This window comes from Agromyces sp. NPDC058126, assembly GCF_042884595.1.
In the GTDB taxonomy this organism is placed as follows: domain Bacteria; phylum Actinomycetota; class Actinomycetes; order Actinomycetales; family Microbacteriaceae; genus Agromyces.
On sequence record NZ_JBHVTS010000002.1, the window covers coordinates 386,586 to 407,709 of the forward strand.

The 21,124-nt window shown below is 72.9% G+C and carries 19 protein-coding genes; 12 read left to right on the forward strand and 7 right to left on the reverse strand.

Features of this window, described 5'->3' with window-relative positions; all coding sequences use genetic code 11:
• Positions 1 to 54 precede the first annotated feature (54 nt).
• Entirely contained in the window at positions 55 to 1,683 is a 1,629-nt protein-coding gene (locus ACFVTR_RS07080) for an FAD-dependent oxidoreductase (protein WP_387035952.1), read from the forward strand.
• A 55-nt stretch (positions 1,684 to 1,738) separates the two neighbouring features.
• On the opposite strand, the gene ACFVTR_RS07085 is transcribed toward ACFVTR_RS07080, so the two are convergent.
• A complete protein-coding gene (locus tag ACFVTR_RS07085; RefSeq protein ID WP_387035954.1) occupies positions 1,739 to 2,656 on the reverse strand; it encodes a hypothetical protein in 918 nt (305 codons plus the stop codon).
• Between the two features lie 71 nt (positions 2,657 to 2,727).
• Positions 2,728 to 3,747 (reverse strand): PHP domain-containing protein, encoded by a 1,020-nt coding sequence (locus ACFVTR_RS07090; protein ID WP_387035956.1) that lies wholly within the window; start codon positions 3,745 to 3,747, stop codon positions 2,728 to 2,730.
• Between the two features lie 141 nt (positions 3,748 to 3,888).
• On the opposite strand from ACFVTR_RS07090, the gene ACFVTR_RS07095 reads away from it, so the two are divergent.
• Entirely contained in the window at positions 3,889 to 5,328 is a 1,440-nt protein-coding gene (locus ACFVTR_RS07095) for an MFS transporter (protein ID WP_387035958.1), read from the forward strand.
• Positions 5,329 to 5,387: 59 nt separating this feature from the next.
• On the opposite strand, the gene ACFVTR_RS07100 is transcribed toward ACFVTR_RS07095, so the two are convergent.
• The 4 genes from ACFVTR_RS07100 to ACFVTR_RS07115 all read right to left on the reverse strand — a co-directional run bounded on the left by ACFVTR_RS07100 (position 5,388) and on the right by ACFVTR_RS07115 (position 7,894).
• Entirely contained in the window at positions 5,388 to 5,594 is a 207-nt protein-coding gene (locus ACFVTR_RS07100) for a hypothetical protein (RefSeq protein ID WP_387035960.1), read from the reverse strand.
• 49 nt (positions 5,595 to 5,643) lie between these two features.
• Positions 5,644 to 6,396: a DUF2510 domain-containing protein gene (locus tag ACFVTR_RS07105; RefSeq protein WP_387035962.1), complete on the reverse strand. Its 753-nt coding sequence runs from the start codon at positions 6,394 to 6,396 to the stop codon at positions 5,644 to 5,646.
• Between the two features lie 69 nt (positions 6,397 to 6,465).
• Positions 6,466 to 7,506 (reverse strand): zinc-dependent alcohol dehydrogenase family protein, encoded by a 1,041-nt coding sequence (locus ACFVTR_RS07110; RefSeq protein ID WP_387035964.1) that lies wholly within the window; start codon positions 7,504 to 7,506, stop codon positions 6,466 to 6,468.
• A gap of 151 nt (positions 7,507 to 7,657) precedes the next feature.
• Complete coding sequence (locus ACFVTR_RS07115; RefSeq protein ID WP_387035966.1) at positions 7,658 to 7,894, reverse strand: hypothetical protein; 237 nt, start codon at positions 7,892 to 7,894, stop codon at positions 7,658 to 7,660.
• Positions 7,895 to 7,981: 87 nt separating this feature from the next.
• On the opposite strand from ACFVTR_RS07115, the gene ACFVTR_RS07120 reads away from it, so the two are divergent.
• The 10 genes from ACFVTR_RS07120 to ACFVTR_RS07165 all read left to right on the forward strand — a co-directional run bounded on the left by ACFVTR_RS07120 (position 7,982) and on the right by ACFVTR_RS07165 (position 20,081).
• Positions 7,982 to 8,974 (forward strand): EamA family transporter, encoded by a 993-nt coding sequence (locus ACFVTR_RS07120; RefSeq protein ID WP_387035968.1) that lies wholly within the window; start codon positions 7,982 to 7,984, stop codon positions 8,972 to 8,974.
• Between the two features lie 320 nt (positions 8,975 to 9,294).
• On the forward strand, positions 9,295 to 10,851 hold the full coding sequence (locus ACFVTR_RS07125) for a sugar transferase (protein WP_387035970.1): 1,557 nt from the start codon (positions 9,295 to 9,297) through the stop codon (positions 10,849 to 10,851).
• A 21-nt stretch (positions 10,852 to 10,872) separates the two neighbouring features.
• Positions 10,873 to 11,535 (forward strand): hypothetical protein, encoded by a 663-nt coding sequence (locus ACFVTR_RS07130; RefSeq protein ID WP_387035971.1) that lies wholly within the window; start codon positions 10,873 to 10,875, stop codon positions 11,533 to 11,535.
• A gap of 9 nt (positions 11,536 to 11,544) precedes the next feature.
• Positions 11,545 to 12,795, forward strand: coding sequence for an MFS transporter (locus tag ACFVTR_RS07135; RefSeq protein ID WP_387035973.1), 1,251 nt, complete (start codon positions 11,545 to 11,547; stop codon positions 12,793 to 12,795).
• Positions 12,792 to 13,799 (forward strand): hypothetical protein, encoded by a 1,008-nt coding sequence (locus tag ACFVTR_RS07140; RefSeq protein WP_387035975.1) that lies wholly within the window; start codon positions 12,792 to 12,794, stop codon positions 13,797 to 13,799. Before ACFVTR_RS07135 ends, ACFVTR_RS07140 begins: the two co-directional genes overlap by 4 nt.
• A gap of 231 nt (positions 13,800 to 14,030) precedes the next feature.
• Positions 14,031 to 15,191, forward strand: coding sequence for a hypothetical protein (locus ACFVTR_RS07145; RefSeq protein WP_387035977.1), 1,161 nt, complete (start codon positions 14,031 to 14,033; stop codon positions 15,189 to 15,191).
• A complete protein-coding gene (locus ACFVTR_RS07150) occupies positions 15,188 to 16,018 on the forward strand; it encodes a WecB/TagA/CpsF family glycosyltransferase (protein ID WP_387035979.1) in 831 nt (276 codons plus the stop codon). The genes ACFVTR_RS07145 and ACFVTR_RS07150 overlap by 4 nt, the downstream gene beginning before the upstream one ends.
• Entirely contained in the window at positions 16,011 to 17,267 is a 1,257-nt protein-coding gene (gene wecC, locus ACFVTR_RS07155; protein ID WP_387035981.1) for a UDP-N-acetyl-D-mannosamine dehydrogenase, read from the forward strand. The genes ACFVTR_RS07150 and wecC overlap by 8 nt, the downstream gene beginning before the upstream one ends.
• Before the next feature lie 14 nt (positions 17,268 to 17,281).
• Positions 17,282 to 18,592: a non-hydrolyzing UDP-N-acetylglucosamine 2-epimerase gene (wecB, locus tag ACFVTR_RS07160; protein WP_387035982.1), complete on the forward strand. Its 1,311-nt coding sequence runs from the start codon at positions 17,282 to 17,284 to the stop codon at positions 18,590 to 18,592.
• Positions 18,593 to 18,599: 7 nt separating this feature from the next.
• A complete protein-coding gene (locus tag ACFVTR_RS07165; RefSeq protein ID WP_387035984.1) occupies positions 18,600 to 20,081 on the forward strand; it encodes a DUF4082 domain-containing protein in 1,482 nt (493 codons plus the stop codon).
• Here the strand turns inward: ACFVTR_RS07165 and ACFVTR_RS07170 are convergent.
• Positions 20,036 to 21,046 (reverse strand): glycosyltransferase, encoded by a 1,011-nt coding sequence (locus tag ACFVTR_RS07170; RefSeq protein WP_387035986.1) that lies wholly within the window; start codon positions 21,044 to 21,046, stop codon positions 20,036 to 20,038. The two genes, ACFVTR_RS07165 and ACFVTR_RS07170, sit on opposite strands and share 46 nt — an antisense overlap.
• Positions 21,047 to 21,124: the final 78 nt, after the last annotated feature.

Here is a 21,124-nt window from a genome sequence, read left to right on the forward strand (position 1 = left end):
GTGGGGACGCCCGATTCCTTGACGGCGCGATTCGGCGCTCGCTAGCGTCCGAGCATGATCACGGCCGAAATGCTCCGCGGTGTTCCGGCCTTCGCGTCGCTGCCCGAGCCGACGCTCGAGTACCTCGCCGGAGCCGTCGAGGACATCCGGCTCGCGCCCGGCGAGTACTTCGCCCACGAGGGCGAGGAGCGCGCGCTCTTCGTCGTCATCGAGGGGCGGGCCGAGATCACGAAGATCGTGAACGGCGAGGAGCGGGTGATCGGAACCCGCACGCCCGGCCGGTTCTTCGGCGAGGTGCCGATGACCCTGAGCACGCCGTTCCCCGCGAGCGGGCGCGCCGCCGAGGCATCCCGGATCGTGAAGCTGGAGGTCACGGCGTACTACACGCTCGCGGCGATGGCGCCGAACGTGCCGGCGCTCGTCGCGGGCCTCGCGCGGCGCTATCTCGACTCGCTGCAGGAGATCGCCGCCGAGCAGCGCACGAGCGAGGTGCGCGTCATCGGGCCCCGGCAGGACCCGGGGGTGCACGCGGTCGCGACGTTCCTCACCCGCAACCAAGTGGCGTTCGAGCGCCTCGTGATCGAGCCCGGCGAGGCGGGCGGGCGGTACCCCGTCGTCGAGCTGACGGGCCGCGACCGGCTCGTCGACCCGACGATGCGCGAAGTCGCCACCGCTGTCGGCCTCGACGTCGAACCCGCGGCGAACGAATACGACGTCGTCATCCTCGGCGCGGGGCCCGCCGGGCTCACCGCGGCCGTGAACGGAGCCGCCGAGGGCCTGCGCACCGTCGTGATCGAGGCGCTCGCGCCGGGCGGCCAGGCGGGCACGTCGACGCGCATCGAGAACTACACCGGATTCCCGTTCGGGATCTCGGGCGACGACCTCGCGAGCCGGGCGCTCAAGCAGGCGCGACGGCTCGGCGCCGAGATCGTCGTCACGCGCACCGTCGAGGCGATCGACCCGATGCGTCACGAGGTCCGCCTCGACGGCGGCACCACGCTGCGCACCGCCGTCGTGCTCATCGCGACGGGCGTCGACTGGCGCACCCTGCCCGTCGAGGGCGTCGGCCGCTACCTCGGCAACGGCGTCTACTACGGCGCCGCCCGCAGCGACTCGGCGGTCGCGCAGGGCGCCGACGTCTGCATCGTCGGCGCCGGGAACTCGGCAGGGCAGGCCGCGCTGTTCTTCGCACGCCACGCCCGTTCGGTCACGATGCTCGTGCGCGGCCCCTCGCTCGAGGCGAGCATGTCGCGCTACCTCATCGACCAGCTCGCGCAGCACGAGGCGATCCGGGTCGAGCTCCGCAGCGAGATCACCGCGCTGCACGGCGACGGCTCGCTCGAGGGCATCGAGGTCGCGGATCGGGAGCACCGCACGACCGCTCGTCGCGAGTGCCAGGTCGTGTTCGTCATGATCGGCGCGGATGCCTCGACGGAGTGGCTGCCCGCCGAGATCGCCCGCGACGGGCACGGCTTCGTGGTGACCGGCGCCGACGCGGCCGAGGCGGGCGCGTGGCCCCTCGCGCGCCGCCCGTTCTCGCTCGAGACGAGCGCGCCCGGCGTCTTCGCGATCGGCGACGTTCGATCAGGATCGGTGAAGCGCGTCGCCGCCGGCGTCGGCGAGGGCGGCATGGCGATCGCCTACGCGCACCGCTATCTGGCGCTGCAGCCCGAGACCGCCTGACCTGCCGTCGAGCGCGAGCACACGACGGCTGCCGTGCGCGGTGGGACCCACCGGGTCACGACGAGGCGCCGGAGGCCTCGAACAGGAGCGGGACGAGCTGGAGCCCGAAGCCGCTCGCCACGAAACGCAGCCGGTGATCGCTGCGGAGCCTGGCGACCCAGTCGAACCGCCCGAGGTCGGCGATCTCGACGAAGCCGCCGCTCGCGCCGAACGCGCCGAAGCCCACTCGGAGACCGTCGTAGTAGGGCGAGTCCAGCATCTCGGACACGATGTCGACGTGGGGCAGGGTCTCGGTGATGCGCTCGCGCACCCGCGCTCCGAGGGTCTCGGCGCCGGGCGCCGCCCGGACGATCGCCCGTCGCCGTCCGATCTCGATCTGCAGTTCGGTCGCGCAGGCGTCGAGCAACCGATCGTGGACGGCGAGCTGCCGCGCGACCGCGTCGACCTCGAACCCGTCGTCGGGCCGGCCTCGCCCGGCCTCGGCGAGCGCGAACATCCGGAAGGGCCGCGAGAGGGCCGATCCTCCGCCCACCGGGATCGGTTGCGCGCGCACGGTCTGCTGCACGGTGGCGAGCCGCGGGTCGCCGGCACTCCCGAGCCCGGGCGCCCTCCCGAGCCGTCGCGCGCACTCGAGGGCGAGGACGTTCGTGGGGTCGGCGACCACCTCGGTGGTGCGAGTCGTCGAGACGACCCGGTCCTGCGAACCGGGCGCCATGACCGAGCTCGCGCCGAGCGGCGCCAGCGGCGAGAGCAGCAGCGGCTCGAAATCGGCCGCGGCGTCGAGGGCGAGCCGATCGAGCGTGTTCGCGAGGCGCAGGCCGATCGGCGCCGGCGCGACGAAGGCATCGGTGTCGTACTGCCGCGCGACGTCGACGAGCCGCCGACGCCCCGCCTGATCGCGCACGAGCGAGAGCTGCGCGGCGCGCGTCTCGCTCGGCGATGTCCGCCCCTCCCCATCCTGTCGGCGTCCCATACCCCGATCCTGCAGGCCCGCGACGGCACCGACAAGAGCACGAGGCGAACTCCGCGCGACCCGGGCGGCGCTCAAGCCCGCCCGCTCGCCCACTCGAGCAGGCGCTCGACCGGCCAGGTCGTGATGATCCGATCGGCGGGCACCCCGTTCGCCTCGGCGCGGGCGGCGCCGAGCTCGAGGAACGAGAGGTGGCCGGGCGCGTGCGCGTCGCTGTCGATCGAGAAGAGGCAGCCGGCGTCGAGCGCGACCGCGATGAGCTCGTCGGGCGGGTCCTGCCGCTCGGGGCGCGAGTTGATCTCGACCGCGACGTCGTGCTCGGCGCAGGCGGCGAACACCGCCTCGGCGTCGAACTCCGACTGCGGACGGGTCCCGCGCGCACCCTCGACGAGGCGCCCGGTGCAGTGGCCCAGCACGTTCAGCCGCGGATCGGCGATGGCGCGAAGCATCCGCCCGGTCATCTCGGCACGCTCCATGCGCAGCTTCGAGTGCACGCTGCCGACGACGACGTCGAGACGCCCGAGCATCTCTGGGGTCTGGTCGAGGGCGCCGTCGAGCAGGATGTCGACCTCGATGCCGGCGAGCAGCCGCAGCTTCGGCAGGCCCGCCTGCACGACCTCGATGAGCTCCTGCTGTTCGGCCAGCCGTTCGGCGCTGAGGCCGTTCGCGACCCTCAGGCTCGGCGAGTGGTCGGTGATCGCGAGGTACTCGAGTCCCTGCGCCTCAGCGGCCTTCGCCATCACGGCGAGGCTCGTCGTGCCGTCGGACCACTCGGTGTGGCTGTGCAGGTCGCCGCGCAGCTCGGCGCGCAACCCCGCGACCGCGCCCTCGGCCGAGAGCCCCGCCTCGGCACGCAGGCCGGCGAGGCGCTCGGGCACCCCGCCGGCGAGCGCTTGTTCGATCACCGCGAAGGTCGAGTCGCCGACGCCCGCAGTTCGCCGCAGCCGGCCGTCGGCGGCGCGCACGGCCAGGCCGTCGGGGGTGAACTCGCGGATCGCATCGGCCGCTTTGCGGAAGGCCTTCGACTTGTACGCCGAGGCGCGGTCGCGTTCGAGCAGGAAGGCGATCTCCTCGAGCGCCGCGACGGGGTCCATGCCCTCATTGTGACGCGCGGCACTGCACGCCGCGAGTGCTCGCGCCGTCGGGCTCGGAGCGCCCGGGCTTGACACCGGCGTCGGAACCTCGGTATATCTATACCCCCTAGGGGTATTTAGATCGAGAGAAGGAAGCAGACCATGTCCACCTCCACCGCCCCGGCGCCTCGCCGGTGGCTCGGCCTCGCACTCATCGCGGCGGCCCAGTTCGTCGTCATCATGGACACGTCGATCATCGGCGTCGCCCTGCCCGACATCCAGGCCGAGCTCGGCTTCACCCCCGAATCGCTCTCGTGGGTGTTCAACGCCTACGTCGTCGCCTTCGGCGGACTGCTGCTGCTCGGCGGCCGGCTCTCCGACGTGTTCGGCGCCCGCCGCGTGTTCATCGCCGGCTGGGTGACCCTCGCGCTCGGCTCGGTGCTCGCCGGCGCCGCGACCGACGTCGGCCTCGAGATCGCCGGCCGCGCCGCGCAGGGCGCCGGCGCCGCACTCATCGCCCCCGCCGCCCTCACCCTCCTGATGGTGCTCTTCGGCGGCACCTCCGAACTCCCCCGCGCCTTCGCCGTCTACGGCGCCGCGGCACCGATCGGCGGCACCGCGGGCGTGTTCCTCGGCGGCGTCCTCACCGAGTACGCGAGCTGGCCCTGGGTGTTCTACGTGACCGTGCCGATCGCAGCGCTCGTGATCGCGCTCACCCCGCTCGCACTCCCCGCAGTCCGCGGCGGAGGAGGATCGGTCGACCTGGCCGGCGCGATCACCGCGACCGCCGGCCTTGCTGCCGTCGTCTACGGGGTGGTGCGTGCCCCCGAGGTCGGCTGGGGCTCGATCGAGACGATCGCCGCGCTCGTCACCGGCGCAGCGCTCCTCGTCGCGTTCTTCGTGATCCAGGCCAGGAGTCGCAAGCCGCTGCTACGGCTCGGCATCTTCCGGGCGCCGCAGCTCGGTGCGGCGAACCTCGCGCAGCTGCTGCTCGGCGCCGCGTGGGTGCCGATGTGGTTCTTCCTGAACCTCTACCTGCAGCAGGTGCTCGGCGCGGGTGCCTTCGCCTCGGGCGCCGCGCTCCTGCCGATGACGGCGCTCATCGTGATCGGCATGGTCGCGCTGGCGCCGCGGCTCCAGGCCCGCTTCGGCGCGAAGCCGCTCATCGTGGCGGGCTTCGCCCTGCTCGCCGCCGGGCTCGGCTGGCTCGCCCTCGTCCGCCCGGACGGCAGCTACGTCGCCGACGTGCTGCCGGCGACCCTCGTCGCCGCGCTCGGCATGGCCCTCGCCTTCGTTCCCTCGCTCGGCACTGCGATCGGCGCCGCACGTCCCGAGGAGACGGGCGTCGCGTCGGGGCTCGTGAACACGAGCTACCAGATCGGCTCGGCCGTCGGCCTCGCGGTGCTCACCGCGGTGGGCGCCGCGATCACGGCGGGCGGCACGGATGCCACGGCGCTGACGAGCGGGTTCTCGGCGGCGTTCCTCGGGGCGGGCGTCGTCGCCCTCGGCGGACTCGTCGCGGCGGCCGCCCTGCTGCGCGGGGTGCGTTCGACGGCCTCGGGCGCCGACGACACGGCGTCCCGAGCGACGGTCGACGCCTGATCGGCATGGTGCGGCGCCCGCCCGGCTCGACCGGTGCGGGCGCCGCGTCGCGCCTCAGCTCAGAACGCGCCGCCGCCGTCGCGCGCCGAATCGACGCCGTACGCCCGGGCCGCCGCATCGACGTTCGCCCGATCACCGTGGTACGCCGTGTGCGGGTCGCCGGGCAGCGAGCGCGTCCGCCGCCCGCGGACGGCGAGCCAGACCGTCGCGGCCACGATCGCGAACATGATCACGATGCCGATGAGTACGAAGATGCCGAGATCCATGAGCCGCCCTCCTGTGGACTGTGACGTCACCGTAGCGCGACCCGAGGGGTCAGTACAGCGACGCCTGCTCGTAGGCCGCCTCGAACGCCATGATCATGAAGATCGCGAACCACGCGATGCCCGCGACCATGATCACGACCGTGACCGCGATCGCGACCCACATCGGCGCCATGCCGCGCCCTGAACGGCGCTTCACGACGACGCTGCGGCCGATCACGTAGACGAGCGAGGTGAACAGGGCGAAGAACGCCCACGCCCAGTGGAACGGACGCTCGAACCCGCGCTCGACCAGTTCGCGCCGGTCGAAGTACGCGAACAGCACGATGAGGGCGGCGATCGCCCAGCCCGATAGCGAGCTCACGATGTACCAGGGGTCGGAGTACACGGCGAGCTGCGCCGCCGGAGACGACGAATACTGCGCGTCCACGCTCAGTTCGAGGATCCGCTGCCAGTCGACGAGGAGGAACGGCACGAAGCCGAGCGCCGGCAGCGCGACGATGAGCCAGATCCAGACCGTCGAGGTCGGCGTCGCAGCGTCGACCGTCGACACCGTCGCCTGACCGTACGGCAGGGGCTGCTGCGCCGGCTGCGGCGCGTATTGGCCGTACGGCAGGGGCTGCTGCGCCGGCTGCGGCGCGTATTGGCCGTACGCCGGCTGCTGCTGCACGGGCTGGGGTGCGGCCGGCGGGGCCGCGAGCGGCGTCGCGTACTCGGTCCACTGCGTGCCGTCCCACCAGCGCTGGCCTTCGGCGCCGCTCGGTTCGGGGTACCAGCCGGCCGGGGCCGTGCGGGGGTCGCTCATCTTTGCTCCTGTCGGGTCCAGCTCATCGTAGAGCGCACCGGTACCCCGAGGAACGACGGCGGAGCGCCGCTACAGCTCGACGACCGTCATGCCCGAGCCGCCCGAGCCGGTGCCCATCGCGATGAGCGCCTCGGGCACCTCGTCGAGCGTGATGCGCCGGCCGACGAGCTCGATCGGGCGGAAGTCGCCCGAGGCGACGGCCCCGAGCATCGACGGGTACTCGTGCGCCGACATGCCGTGGCTGCCGAGGATCTCGAGCTCGCCGGCGATGACCGCGTCCATCGGCATGGCCGACAGCGCCGAGTCGCCGACCATGAGGCCGATCTGCACGTGCCGGCCGCGCTTCTTCAGGCTGCGCACCGAGGCGAACGAGGTCTGGCTCGAGCCGAAGGCGTCGACCGAGACATCCACCCCGCCGCCCGAGGCCTCGATGATGCGCTCGGCGGCGCCGTCGCCGCCCTGCACGGGTACCGCACCGAGCTTCGCGGCCGCGGCGAGCGCGGCGTCCGAGACATCCACGCCGTAGACCTCGACCCCTGCGGCGACGGCGATCATGATCGCCGAGAGGCCGACGCCGCCGCAGCCGTGCACGGCGATGCGCTCGCCGGGGGCGAGCCGGCTGCGCGAGACGATCGCACGGTAGGCGGTCGCGAAGCGGCAGCCGAGCGACGCGGCCTCGACGAAGCCGAGCGAGTCGGGCAGCCGGATCAGGTTGAGCTCGGCCTCGTCGATCGCGACGAGCTCGGCGAACGAGCCCCAGTGGGTGAAGCCCGGCTGCGACTGGTGGTCACAGACCTGCTCGTTGCCCGAGAGGCACTCGGCGCACCGCCCGCAGGCGCAGATGAAGGGGGCGGTGACGCGGTCGCCGACGTTCCAGCCGCTCTCCGCCGAGACCTCGGAGCCGAGTGCGGCGATCTCGCCCGCGAACTCGTGGCCGGGCACGTGCGGCAGGCTCACGCCCTCGTCGTGTCCCATCCAGGCGTGCCAGTCGCTGCGGCAGACGCCGGTGGCGCGCACGCGGATGATCGCGCCGCGTGGCGGGCAGACGGGCTCGGGGACGTCGGCGAGTTCGGGCCGGGCGCCGAATTCGGTGAAGAGCACGGCGCGCACGGGGGTCCTCTCGGGTCAGGCGGGCCCGTCGGGTCGGGCCGGGATGCCGCGTGACCGGGCGGCCCCCTCACCGCACCGCGTTCGCGACATCCGTGAGCCTACCGGCACCGTGGCGGAATGCGGCACGCGCACGACCGGGGCCGCGCGAGAGCTAGGGACGCGGACAGGTGAAGTAGGTGGGCGTCGAGGCGTCGCCGCGCTTGATGTCGTGGCCGGCCATCGGCGCCGAGCAGATCGGGCACAGCGGGTTCTCCGGCGGGACGTACGGCGCTTCGGTCACGCCGATGCCGATGCCGACCTCGGCCGGGCCCGTGATCGGGTAGATCGCAGCACTCAACCGATTCCAGAAACCGGGGCGGCCCTTGTACGGGTTCATCGTGCTGCTCATGATCTTCAGTGTACTGACGATTAGTGCCCTAATCAATATTCGTCCCTCAATCCTCGTGGACACGGCGATATTGTGTAACAATTCCGCATGCGCTTCGTGATCGCCGTCCTCCTCGCCTCGGTGTGCTTCGGCACCACCGGCACGGCGCAGGCGCTCGGCCCCGAGGTCGACGCGACCTCGCTCGGCGCGGCGAGGCTCGTCATCGGCGGCGGGGCGCTCGGTGCGCTCGCGCTCGCACTTCGACTCGGTCGGCGACGCGACGCGGACGGGACACCCGTCGCGTCGCCGACCGGTACCACCCGGGCCACGAGGCATCCGCTCGTCGAACTGCTGCTCGTGGGAGCCGGCGCGGCCGGCGTGCTCGCCTACCAGCCGACGTTCTTCGCCGGCACCGAGGCGAACGGCGTCGCCATCGGCACGGTCGTCGCCCTCGGCTCGGCGCCCGTGCTCACGGGCGCGCTCGACTGGGCTCTCCGGCGCCGCTACCCCGGGCACAGGTGGGCGGTCGCCACCGCGATCGCGACCGCCGGCGTCGCCGTCATCGCCGCAGCGAGCGCCCCGTCAGGCGGCGGCGCCGCCCCGGCAGACCCGCTGGGACTGCTCGCCTCACTCGGCGCCGGCGCCTCGTACGCGGTCTACACGCTGGCCGCGAAGGCGCTCATCGACCGCGGCTGGAGCGCCACCGGCAGCATGGGCGCGCTCTTCGGCACGGGTGCGGTCTTCGCACTCCCCCTGCTCATCGCCACGGATGCCTCGTGGCTCGCGCAGCCCGCGGGCCTCGCGATGGCGCTCTGGCTCGGGCTCGTGACGGTGACGATCGCCTACCTCCTCTTCGGATTCGGCCTGACGGGCCTCGTCCCCGCGACCGTCTCGACGCTGACCCTCGCCGAGCCGCTGACGGCAGGGCTGCTCGGCGTACTCGTGCTCGGCGAGCACCTCCCCGCCGGCGCCGTGCTCGGCCTCGCCGTGCTCGCGACGGGGATCGTCGTGCTCGCGACCGGCACCGCGGGGCGCAGCGGGCGCGCGGATCAGCCCCCAGGACGACCCTCGGCAGCGAGCACGAGCTCCGCTCGGGCGTGACCCGGAGCGACGATCCGATCACCCGCGCACCGGCCGGGCACCCCCGTTTTGGGTGAGCCGAAAGATCTTATTCTGAGCTATCTTCATATTCGAGTACTCGCCAACCTCGACACCGCATTCGCCCGACCCCACGGTCGCAGGGCGACGCACGCTCGGCCGTCCCACCGGCACACCCGGCGCCTTGGGGCGCGAACGGCGCCGCCCGGATGCGGCGACGCCCCCATGCCCGAAAGCGATGGACTCCCGATGGCCGACGCGACGCCCCGCCCCCACCAGCCCCGCAGCCCGCTCACCCGACCGCCACAGCCACAGCCACGGCCATGAGCACGATGCCCGGTTCGACCCGCCGGATCGGCGGGCTCGTCCGCCCCCATGCGGAGCGGCGCCGGCATCCGTCGGAACAGGCCGACACGGCAGAACTCGCCACAGACTGGCACCGCCACTACCGCGCCCGGCTCCGCATCACCGACACGCTCATCGTCGCCGGCGCGACGCTGGCCGCCGCGAGCGTCCGCATGGCGATGCTCGGCGACACCGCGGTCGCGACGCGGCCGACGCCGTCCACGGTCGTCGTCCCCGTGCTGATCACCGTGACCTGGCTGCTCGCCCTGGCGAACTTCCACACCAGGGCGAGCCACGTGATCGGGGTGGGTGCGAGCGAGTACCGCCGCACCCTGAACGCGACCGCGACCGCGTTCGCCCTCATCGCCATCGCACTCCAGCTCGCCGACGCCCGCGACGCCCGCTGGTATCTCATCGTGGCCGTGCCGCTCGGCGGCGTCCTGCTCATCCTCTCCCGGTGGCTTTGGCGCAAGTGGCTCATGGCCGAGCGCCTGGCCGGACGCTACCTCTCCCGCGCGGTCGTCGTCGGCGGGCCGGCCGACGTCTCGTGGGCCGTCGCGCAGATCGGCCGGAGCCCCGCCGCGGGATTCCGCGTCGTCGGGGTGGCCGTCGACGACGGTGCGGTCGAGCAGCGTCCGACTCCCACCGACGTCGATCGCTCCGCCGACTCCCCCGAACTCGCGGCGATCCCCCGGCTCGCGAACCTCGACGGCGTGGCCGAGGCGGTCTCCGCCCTCCGGGCCGACGCGGTGATCGTGAGCGGACGCCTGAGCGAGGACGGCGCCCGGCTGCGGCAGCTCGGCTGGGACCTCGAAGGGACCGGCGCCGAACTCGTGCTCTCCTCGCGGCTCGCCGACGTCGCCGGACCGCGGCTCCACTTCCGCCCCGTCGAGGGGCTCCCCCTCCTCCACGTCGAGATCCCGCGTTTCGACGGGTGGCGGCACTCGCTGAAGCGCAGCTTCGACGTCGTGTTCGCCTCGGTCGCGCTGGTGCTGCTCATCCCCGTCTACCTCGCGGTCGCCCTCCTGATCCGCCTCGACGGCCCCGGGCCGATCCTCTTCCGGCAGACGAGGTGCGGCCGTGACGGCCGGACGTTCCGGATGCTGAAGTTCCGGACCATGGTGCCGGACGCCGAACAGCGGCTGGCGGAGCTCCGCGCGCTCGACGAGGGCGCCGGCGCCCTGTTCAAGATCCGGGACGACCCCCGGGTGACGAGAGTCGGCGCGTTCCTGCGCAAGTACTCGCTCGACGAACTGCCGCAGTTCTGGAACGTGCTCGTCGGCGACATGAGCGTCGTCGGCCCCCGCCCACCCCTCGAGACCGAGGCGGCGGGGTACGAGGGCCCGGTCTCGCGGAGACTCCTGATCAAGCCCGGCCTCACCGGACTCTGGCAGATCAGCGGCCGCTCCGACCTCTGCTGGGAGGAGAGCGTGCGACTCGACCTCTACTACGTCGAGAACTGGTCGCTGATGGGCGACCTGGTGATCGTGTGGAGGACGGTGAAGGTGTTCGTCCGTCCGAAGGGCGCGTACTGAGAGACCGGAAGGCTGCCGCTCATGAAACGTTCGACCGCGATCGTCGTCGCCGTGCTCGTCGCCGTGCTCTTCGCCGCGGGCGGCGTCGGACTCGCGGTGTGGCAGGCGGGCACCGCGTCCGACACCGGCGGGACCGCCGCTTCCGGGACGGCGGATCCCGGTGCGGAGCCGCAGGACGGAGGAGCCGCGGTCGACGGCGAGACACCCGCGGGTGATTCCGCCGCGGAGGCGACCGACCCCGAGGACGACGCGTCGGACGGCGAGCAGGACGGATCCGAAGCGCCCGCCGGGTACACGCTGCCGCCGGTGACCGCCGCACCGACGCTCATCCCCGGGCCCGCCCCACGGGACGCCGCGGCGGACGGCGAGGTGGTCGACGGGTTCCCCGACGGCCTCGAGCCCCCACCGGCGTCGACGGTGGAGCACAGCTCGCTCAGCACCGACGACGGCCGGGTGCAGGCCTCGCTCACGGCGAGCTCCACGAGCGGAGTCGACGAGCTGCTCGTCCACTACCGCACGGCACTCGCCGCCTACGGGATGGCCGAGCTGCCCGCGGAGGCCGCCTCCGGCACCACCGCCGTCGCCTTCACGCGCGGTGACGACCAGGTCACGCTCGTCATCACCCCGGACGGGAAGGGCTCGAGCTACGAGCTCTTCGGCACGCTCACCTCGGGCGGCGGGTGAGCGGCGGCCATGTACATCTCGTTCTCGAACACCCCGGCCACCGGGGACGGGACCCGCGGCGGTTCGGGCGCGCGGGTCTCCGCCACCGTGGTCGTGCTCGGCGTGGTCAGCCTCCTCACCGACGTCTCCTCCGAATCGACCGCGGCCGTCCTGCCGCTCTACGTGACGAGCGTGCTCGGTCTCGGCATGATCGCCTTCGGGTTCCTCGACGGGCTGTATCAGGGCGTCAGCGCGCTCGTCAGGATCACGGGCGGCTGGGCGGCCGATCGGATCGACCAGCCGAAGTGGATCGCCTTCATCGGCTACGGATGCTCGGCGCTCGCCCGCATCGCCCTCGTCTTCGCGACCGGGTTCGGCGCGCTGCTCGCGGTGATCACGGCCGACCGGATCGGCAAGGGGATCCGCACCGGCCCTCGCGACGCCCTCATCTCGGCGGCGTCCGACCCGTCGGACCTGGGGCGGTCGTTCGGCGTCCATCGCATGCTCGACACCGTCGGCGCCGCCGCCGGCCCGCTGATCGCCTTCCTCATCCTCTTCCTCATCCCCGACGGTTTCAGCACGGTCTTCGTCGTGTCCCTCGCGTTCGCCGTCATGGGCGTGGTCCTGCTCGGACTCGCCGTGCCGAACCTGCGCCCGCGCGCCGACCGCGCCGCGCGGACGCAGACACCGCGCACCCCGTTCCGCTGGCGGTCGCTGCTCGCTCCCGAACTCCGGCGGCTCCTCGTCGTCACCGGCGTGCTCGGCCTGCTCACCATCGGCGACGGCTTCCTCTACCTGCTGCTGCAGGCGCGCGACGGCTTCGCCGCCGAGTTCTTCCCGCTCCTCTACGTCGGCACCAACGTGGTGTTCCTGGCGCTCGCGGTGCCCATCGGCCGGCTCGCCGACCGGTTCGGCCGCACGCGGGTGTTCGTGCTCGGCTACGTCGCCCTGCTCGCGGCGTACCTGGCCGCCGCGGCCCCCTCGTTCGGCCTCGCGTCGACGCTGCTCTGCCTCGTCCTCCTGGGGGTCTTCTACGCCTCGACCGACGGCATCCTCGCGGCCATCGCCGCCATGGTCACCCCGCCCGAGGCGCGCGCCACCGGGATCGCGGCCGCGCAGACCGTCGTCGCGCTCGCGCGCCTCATCGCCTCGACCGGATTCGGCGTGCTCTGGTACCTGCTCGGCCCGACCACCGCCGTGCTCGTGATGGCGTGCGGCCTGGCCGTGGCCATCCCCGTCATCGCGGTGCTGCTGCGCCGGAAGGCCGGGACGACGTCGTGACCCCCCGAAGACGACTCACCATCGCGCTGGTCGCGATCGCGCTGTTCGCCGGCGCCCTCGCCTACGGGCTCACCGCCTACTTCGCGCAGCTCGCCCGCGCCTCGTCTCCCAGCGAGGCGGTGACGACCACCGACGCGCCGGCCGCGGACGAGCCGCGTCTCGTGTTCCGGAACACCGCGGCCGGCCAGGGGTACGGCAACGCCGCCGTCGTGGCCCTCGACGACCCCGCTGGGGCGCGCACGATCCTGCCGATCGCCTGCGACCGCATCGACGCGAGCGACGCGGCCGCGATCTGCCTCCACACCGATCGCGGCGTGGTCACGACGTTCGGCGCCACGCTCTACACCGCCGACTGGCAGGCTGTGCGGAGCTGGCCACTCGCCGGCATCCCGAGCCGGGCCCGCCTCTCTCCCGACGGCGAGCTCGTGGCGACGACGGCGTTCGTGACCGGGCACTCCTACGCCACGACCGGGTTCTCGACCCAGACCGTCGTCGGCCCCGTCGACGGCGACGCCCGCGAGAACCTCGAGGACTTCGCGCTCACCGTCGACGGCAGCCGTCTCGACGCGGTCGACCGGAACCTCTGGGGCGTCACCTTCGCCGAGGACGGGGCGACCTTCTACGCGACGGCGGCCTCGGGGGGCCGGACCTGGCTCGTGAAGGGCGATGTGGCGGCGCGGACGCTCACCTCGATCGAGGAGGACGCCGAGTGCCCGTCCCTGTCGCCTGACGGCACCCGCATCGCCTTCAAGCGCGACGTCGCCGAATCGACGGTCCCCGACTGGCGGATCGCGGTGCTCGACCTCGACAGCGGCGAGGTGACGATCCTGCCCGAACAGCGGAGCGTCGACGACCAGGTCGAGTGGCTCGACGACGAGACGCTGCTCTACGGCATGCCCGGCGCCGAGGTCGGCGACGGCGACCTCTGGCGGATCGCCGCCGACGGCCGCTCCGAGGCGTCGGAGTACCTCAGGCACGCCTCCTCCCCCTCGGTCGTCCGCTAGTGCCCCCCGACTTGGGGCGCGAAGACCGGGGGCACGAGGGGTTACCGTGACGACAGGGAATACGTGAGTTTTCTTCACCCTCGGTACCCACCGGTGAGCGACCCGAGCCCACGCCCCCACCCGACTCCATCGCGTACGGAGAGGCAGCACCCGTGAGCCCGACTTCGATCGATACCCAGCGTCCCCGAAACGCGTGCCGAGGCCTCGGCACTCACGCCGGTCGGATCCCCCATGAGCGAGTCGCAGCAGAGCACTGAGTCCCGACTCTCGCCGACGACCCGCCGCACCGCCGAGCGGATCCTCCGCCTCGCCCCGGCCGGCCTGCGCCTCGCCTACGACCCCCGCTCCGAGACCTTCGCGCACACCGTCCGCCTCGTACCGGATCACGCCGGATCAGTGCTCCGCGCGGAGGGAACGAGCCTGCGCTACACGGCGATCGCGGTACTCGGGCTCTCCGTCGCCCCGGCCGCCGCCCGGGAGTCCGCGCTCGACGGCGGCTCACTCGAAGCGCTGCTGCTCCGGCTCCGCGGTCCGGTCATGGCCGGAGGCGACCTCGGCGCCGTCGCCCTGTCGGTGTGGGCGACCGCGGAAGCGCTCGGCCGGATCGAGCCCGCACCGCTCGCCCGCCTCGCCGGCGCCGCCGACGACGACGACGCGACCCCGACGGTGGACCTCGCGTGGATGCTCACCGCCGCCGTCGCCGCCCTCCGCCTCGACCCGGCCGACGCCGACGCCGCCCGCCTCGCCGAGTCGTCCGCCCGGCGCCTCGCCGAGGCGCAGGGCGAGCACGGATGCTACCCGCACACCGTCCCCGCGGGACGCGGCGGGCGGCTCCGCGCGCACGTCGGCAGCTTCGCCGACCAGGTCTACCCGCTCCAGGCGTTCGCACGACTCGCCTCGCTGACCGGCGACGCCGACGCCCTCGAGCGGGCCGAGCGCACCGCACGAAGGATCATCGGACTGCAGGGCGGGTCGGGCGAGTGGTGGTGGCACTACGACGCGCGGACCGGGGAGGTGGTCGAGCGCTACCCCGTGTACAGCGTCCACCAGCACGCGATGGCGCCCATGGCGCTCTTCGACCTCGCGCGCGCAGGCGGCGTCGAGCACCTCGCCCCGATCGAGCGCGGCATGGGCTGGCTCGACCGGCCCGGCGCAGGAGAGCTCGTCGCCGAGACGCACTCGCTCGTCTGGCGCAAGCTCGGCCGGCGGGAGCCGAGGAAGGCCGTGCGCACGATCTCGGCGGCGACGACCGCGCTGCGTCCCGGCTGGCACCTGCCCGGCCTCGACGCGGCCTTCCCGCCTGAGCGCATCGATCACGAGTGCCGGCCCTACGAGCTCGGCTGGGCGCTCTACGCGTGGCATCCGATTCTCGAGGAGGGGCGGATCCGATGACGACGACGAACCTCGGCTCCCCCCGCCGCCAACCCCTCTTCGGCCTCGAGTTCGACCCGTTGACGATGGACGACGTCCTGGCGAGGGCGCGCGAGGCGATCAGCGCGCATCGCCGGCTGCTCGTCGGCGTCGTCAACGCCGCCAAGATCGTGCACATGCGCGCCGACGACGAGCTGCGCGACTCCCTGCTCGAGCCCGACGTCCTGCTCGCCGACGGCCAGTCGGTCGTCTGGGCGAGCCGCTTCCTCGGCCACCCCCTTCCGGAGCGGGTGGCGGGCTGCGACCTGTTCGAGCGCCTGCTCGCGGTGGCCGATGCGGACCACCGGGCGGTCTACTTCCTCGGCGCCCGGGCGGAGGTGCTCGATCGGATGCTCGAGGAGGTCCGCGCCCGATTCCCCGGCGTCCGCATCGCGGGCGCGCACGACGGCTACTTCCCGGATGCCTCGGCGGGCGACCTCGCCCACGAGATCGCCGAGAGCGGGGCCGACATGCTGTTCCTCGGGATCACCTCCCCGAAGAAGGAGAAGTTCCTCGCGCACTTCGGCGACGAGCTCGACGTGCCGATCCTGCACGGCGTCGGCGGCTCGTTCGACGTGCTCGCCGGGGTGACCCGGCGCGCGCCCGACCGGTGGCAGCGGCTCGGCTTCGAGTGGCTCTACCGACTGCTGCAGGAGCCCCGGCGGCTCGCCGGACGATACCTGTCGACCAACACGGCCTTCATCGTGCTCACCGTGCGGGAACGGCTGCACGCGACCCCGCCCTACCGCCCGGCGGCCCACCCCGCCGACCCGGCCGGCGCACGAGACTCCGGAGACTCCGATGGATGAACCCTTCAGCGGCACCGTCGCGATCCTCGGGCTCGGCTACATCGGACTCCCGACCGCGGTCGCCCTCGCGACCAGGGGGGTCGACGTCATCGGCGTCGACGTCGACGACGCGACCGTCGAGGCCGTCGCGGCCGGACGCATCCCGTTCGTCGAACCCGATCTCGCGATCGGCGTGAGCGGCGCGGTCGGCATGGGGCGGCTCACCGCGACGACGACGGTGCCCGAGGCCGACGCCTACGTGATCGCCGTGCCCACGCCCTTCAACGGCGACCGGACCGCCGATCTCTCCTTCGTGCGCGCGGCGGCGGCCTCGATCGCGCCGAAGCTCCGCGGCGGCGAGCTCGTCGTGCTCGAGTCCACGTCGCCGCCGGGGACGACCGAGCAGGTCAGCCGCTGGATCAAGGGGCTCCGCCCCGACCTCGCCATGCCCCACGAGGACGAGGGCGTGCCCGACGTGCACGTCGCGCACTGCCCCGAGCGGGTGCTGCCGGGCCGGATCATGATCGAGATGATCACGAACGACCGCGTGATCGGCGGCGTGACGCCACGCTGCGCGGCGCGGGCGGCCGCGCTCTACCGCGTCTTCACCCAGGGCGAGATCTTCACCACCGACGCCGCGAGCGCCGAGATGGCGAAGCTCGTCGAGAACGCCAGCCGCGACGTGAACATCGCCTTCGCCAACGAGCTCTCGCTCATCTGCGAGCAGGCCAAGCTCGACGTCTGGGAGGTCATCCGCCTGGCGAACCGCCACCCGCGCGTGCAGATCCTGAACCCCGGCCCGGGTGTCGGCGGCCACTGCATCGCGGTGGACCCCTGGTTCATCGTGGGCATGGCACCGGAGCTCTCGCGCCTCATCCGTACCGCACGCGAGGTGAACGACTCCAAGCCGCGGCACGTCGCCGAGATGGTGCTCGAGCGCGCCGCGCGCTTCCGGCAGCCGACCGTCGCCTGCCTGGGCCTCGCGTTCAAGGCCGACATCGACGACCTCCGCGAGTCGCCCGCGGTCGACGTCGTGGAGACGCTCGCCGACCTCGCCCCCGAACTCGACATCCGCGTCTCAGAACCGTTCGCCCGAGAACTGCCGGCCACCCTCGCGGGGCGGCCGAACGTGCGCATGCAGCCCGTCGGCGAGGCCATCGACGAGGCCGACATCGTGGTGCTCCTCGTCGACCATTCCCAATTCACATCCATTCCGCGATCGCGCCTGGAAGGCCGGGTGGTGTTCGACACCCGGGGCGCGTGGCGGTGACGAACGGAGGACCCATGCCCCGCATCCTCGTCGTCTACGGCACACGCCCCGAGGCGATCAAGCTCGCCCCGGTGGTGACCGCCCTCCGACGGACGCACTGCTTCGAGACCGTGGTGGCGGTCACCGCCCAGCATCGGCTCATGCTCGACCAGGTGAACGGGATCTTCGGCATCAGACCCGATCACGATCTCGACCTGCTGCGCGAGCGGCCGAATCTCACCGGGATCACCGCCGGCACGATCGAGGGGATCGAACCCCTGCTCGCCAAGTACAAGCCCGACATGATGCTCGTCCAGGGCGACACCACGACGGTGTTCGCGGCCGCGCTCGCCGCCTTCTACGCGCAGGTGCCCGTCGCGCATCTCGAGGCGGGACTCCGCACCTCGCACCGCTACGACCCCTACCCCGAGGAGATCAACCGGCGGCTCGCGACGGTGCTCGCCTCCCTGCACCTCGCGCCGACCTCGAACGCCCGCCGCAATCTCGAGCACGAGGGCGTGGATCCGGCGAGCATCCACGTGACGGGCAACACCGTCATCGACGCACTGCTCCAGGTGCACGGGATGCATCTGCCGACGACCGAGCCGGCGCTCGACCGGATCGGGGACGCGGAACGGCTCATCCTCGTCACGAGTCACCGCAGGGAGAACTGGGGTGCCCCGATGGAGCGGATCGGGCGCGCCGTCGCCCGGCTCGCACGGCGGTATCCGCAGGCGAGGGTGCTCCTGCCCGCCCATCTCAACCCGATCGTCCGGGAGTCGCTGCTCCCGCCGCTCGAGGGGCTGGACAATGTGGTCGTGACCGCCCCGCTCGACTACGTCGACATGGCGCACGCAGTCGCCGCGTCGACGATCGTGCTCACCGACAGCGGCGGCGTCCAGGAGGAGGCGCCGAGCCTCGGCAAGCCGGTGCTCGTGCTCCGCGAGACCACCGAGCGCCCCGAGGCGGTCGAAGCCGGAACGGTCGCGCTCGTCGGCACCGACGAGGATCGGATCGTGGACACCGCGAGCGAACTCCTCGACGAGCCCGCGCGGTACCTCGAGATGGCTCGCGCGGTCAATCCCTACGGCGACGGGCGGGCTTCGGAGCGCGTGCTCGGCGCGCTCGGCGCGTACTTCGGCCTGAACGAGCCGCTGGAGGAGTTCGCCGGGGAGGCCGCCGGAGCCGCCTCGGCCGAGGCCCGACCGACGAGCCGCCGGCCGAGAGCGCACCCGGTGCTGAGCCGACTCGTCGTCCCGCTGCGAGAGGCGGTGCAGCCCGCGCGGGCCGCCATGCGGAAGCCTGAGCGCGAGACCGAGCGGAGCCTGAACTGGGGTGCGCGCTGAGGTCGCCATGCGGTCGGAATGCACGCCCCGCGTTCGCCGACGCCGCCCCGCCCGCTTCCCCGGCGCCGCCGCGGCCCTCGCGCTCGTCGTCGCGCTCGGGATGGCCGGATCGCTCGGCTCGTGCACCATGGCCACCACGGAGTCCCTGTACGGGAACCGGGATCCGACGGGCACCACCGTCGCCGACGACGTCCAGCCCGTCGAGCTCGGAACCGCCTTCCGCGCGTCGCGCGACGGCCGGGTGCTCGGCGTGCGCTTCTGGAAGACGCCGGCGAACCGGGGTGAGCACGTCGGCAGTCTCTGGAACTCGCGCGGCGAGCGGCTGGCGAGCGCGACCTTCGCGGAGGAGAGCGAGCAGGGCTGGCAGACCGTGAGGTTCGAGAGGGGCGTCGCGATCGCTGCGGGGCAGACCTACGTGGCGTCGTACCACGCGCCGAACGGCGCCTACACGAGCACCACGGACGTCGACGAGCCGGCGAGCTCCGCGTCCCTCTCCACCGTGGGCCCCGGCGCCGGCGGCGTCTACTCGTACGGCGAGCAGGGCACCTTCCCGACGCAGAGCTGGCAGTCGAGCAGCTACTGGGTCGATGTCGAGTTCCGTCCGGAGCCGGGCCCGGCCCCGCAGGACCCGGCCACCGCCCCGCCGTCCGACGAGCCCGCCGCGAGCCCTTCGCCCGGCGCTCCGACGGCCTCGGGGCCGTTCGCCGGCGCGTCGAACACCGGCCCCGCGGCCGCCGGGTTCGCACCGACGGCGGCGTACGCGGGGCCCATGACCGTCACCGACGACGGCACCGTGATCACGAACTCGGTCATCCCGGCCGGACTCCGGATCGAGGCCGACGACGTGACCGTGCAGGGCAACCTCATCACCGGGCCGACCGAGGTCGAATGGGATCAGGCCGCCATCCACGCGACGGGCGACCGGGTTCGGATCGTCGACAACGAGATCCGCGGCGAGTCCGCGACGGATTGGCGGCGTACGCCGGTCAGCGGGGTGAAGCTCGTCGGCGCCGACCCCGAGTTCAGCCGCAACGATCTCCACCTGATCGCGGGCGACGGCGTGAGCATCTACGGGGAGGGGGCCCAGGTGATCGGCAACTGGGTGCACGACTTCGTCGCTCGCGGTGACGGCGTGCACTACGACGGGCTCCACTACCCGGGTGATCGGCTCGAGCGCGCCGCGCGCGTCGCCGACAACACCGTCGAGATGTGGGTGCTCGACGCCGGCACGAGCGGCATGACCGCGGCGCTCGGCCTGCCCGCCTACTCGCCGGAGCTCGTCGCCGAGCACAACGTGCTCGCCGGCGGCAACTACGCCCTCTACGGCGGCGGATACGGGACCCGCATCACCGGCAACCTGTTCTGGACGAAGTTCTCGCCGGACGTCGGGTACTTCGGCACGCACGCCTACGTCGGCGAGGACGTGGAGTGGTCTGGCAACGCCTACTCCGACGACGGCGTCACGTCGGGTGCCCCGCTCGCGTACTGACTGCCCCGCGGTGGGCCGTCGTCGCCCTCTGGAGCGTCTGTCGAATGGGCCGGACGCGACGGCGGGGTCGGCTCCTCGGCGATGCCCTGGGCGCCGAAGAGCGCGCGCAGCGCGGCCCGATGCGTCGGCCGGTGGGCGCGCAGCGCGAGCCCGGCCGCGACCCCCGAGAAGAAGAGCGCCGAGGCGAGCATTCCATGCCGGGATCGGTACAGCTTCACGCGATTGATGCTCAACCTGGCATACAAGGCCGGCGACTGGTGCGACTCGCCTTCCTCGTGCATGGCGACCGCGCGCGGCGCCAGCTCCAGTCGATAGCCGAGGTCGCGGGCGCGGAGCGCGAAATCCGTCTCCTCGGAGTAGAAGAAGTACGACTCATCCCACTCCCCGACGTCCGCCGAGCACTCGGCCGAGACGAGCATCACGGCCCCGGTCGCCCAGTCCGCGACCGTCGGCGCCGAGTACGCGGAGGCATCCGTGACGATCTCGCCGAGCGACGGGAAGCGCCCGGCGCGTCCCCCGCCGAGCAGGGCTTCCCCCCATGCGCGCCGGATCGTCGGCTCCCGCCGCAGCGAATGGCGCACCGTCCCGTGCTCATCGGTGAGGACGGGGACGGTGATGCCCGCCTGCGACGAACGCATCTCGGCCCAGAGCGCCTCGATCGTGTCGGGCCGGAAGCGGATGTCGGGGTTCAGGATGAGGAAGGCGTCGCACTCCACCAGGTGGGCGATGCCGGCGTTCGCGCCGGCCGCATAGCCCCCGTCGCGCCCCAGCTGGACGATGCCGAAGGCCGGAGCCGCCTCCCGCACGAGCTCGAGCGTCGCGTCGCGCGAGTCGTTGTCGACGACGACGACCTCGATCGCGGCGCCCTCGACGCGCGATTCGGAGAGCGACTCGACGAGCCCCGGGATGTCGTCGACGCAGTTCCACGTGACGACGACGACGCCGATCCGCGCATCGCGGGCCATCGCCCCCTCCCTTCGCCGGGTGGCCGCGGACCGGGCGCACGACGCTCGCCGCGGAAGAGCACGGTCAGTATAGTCATC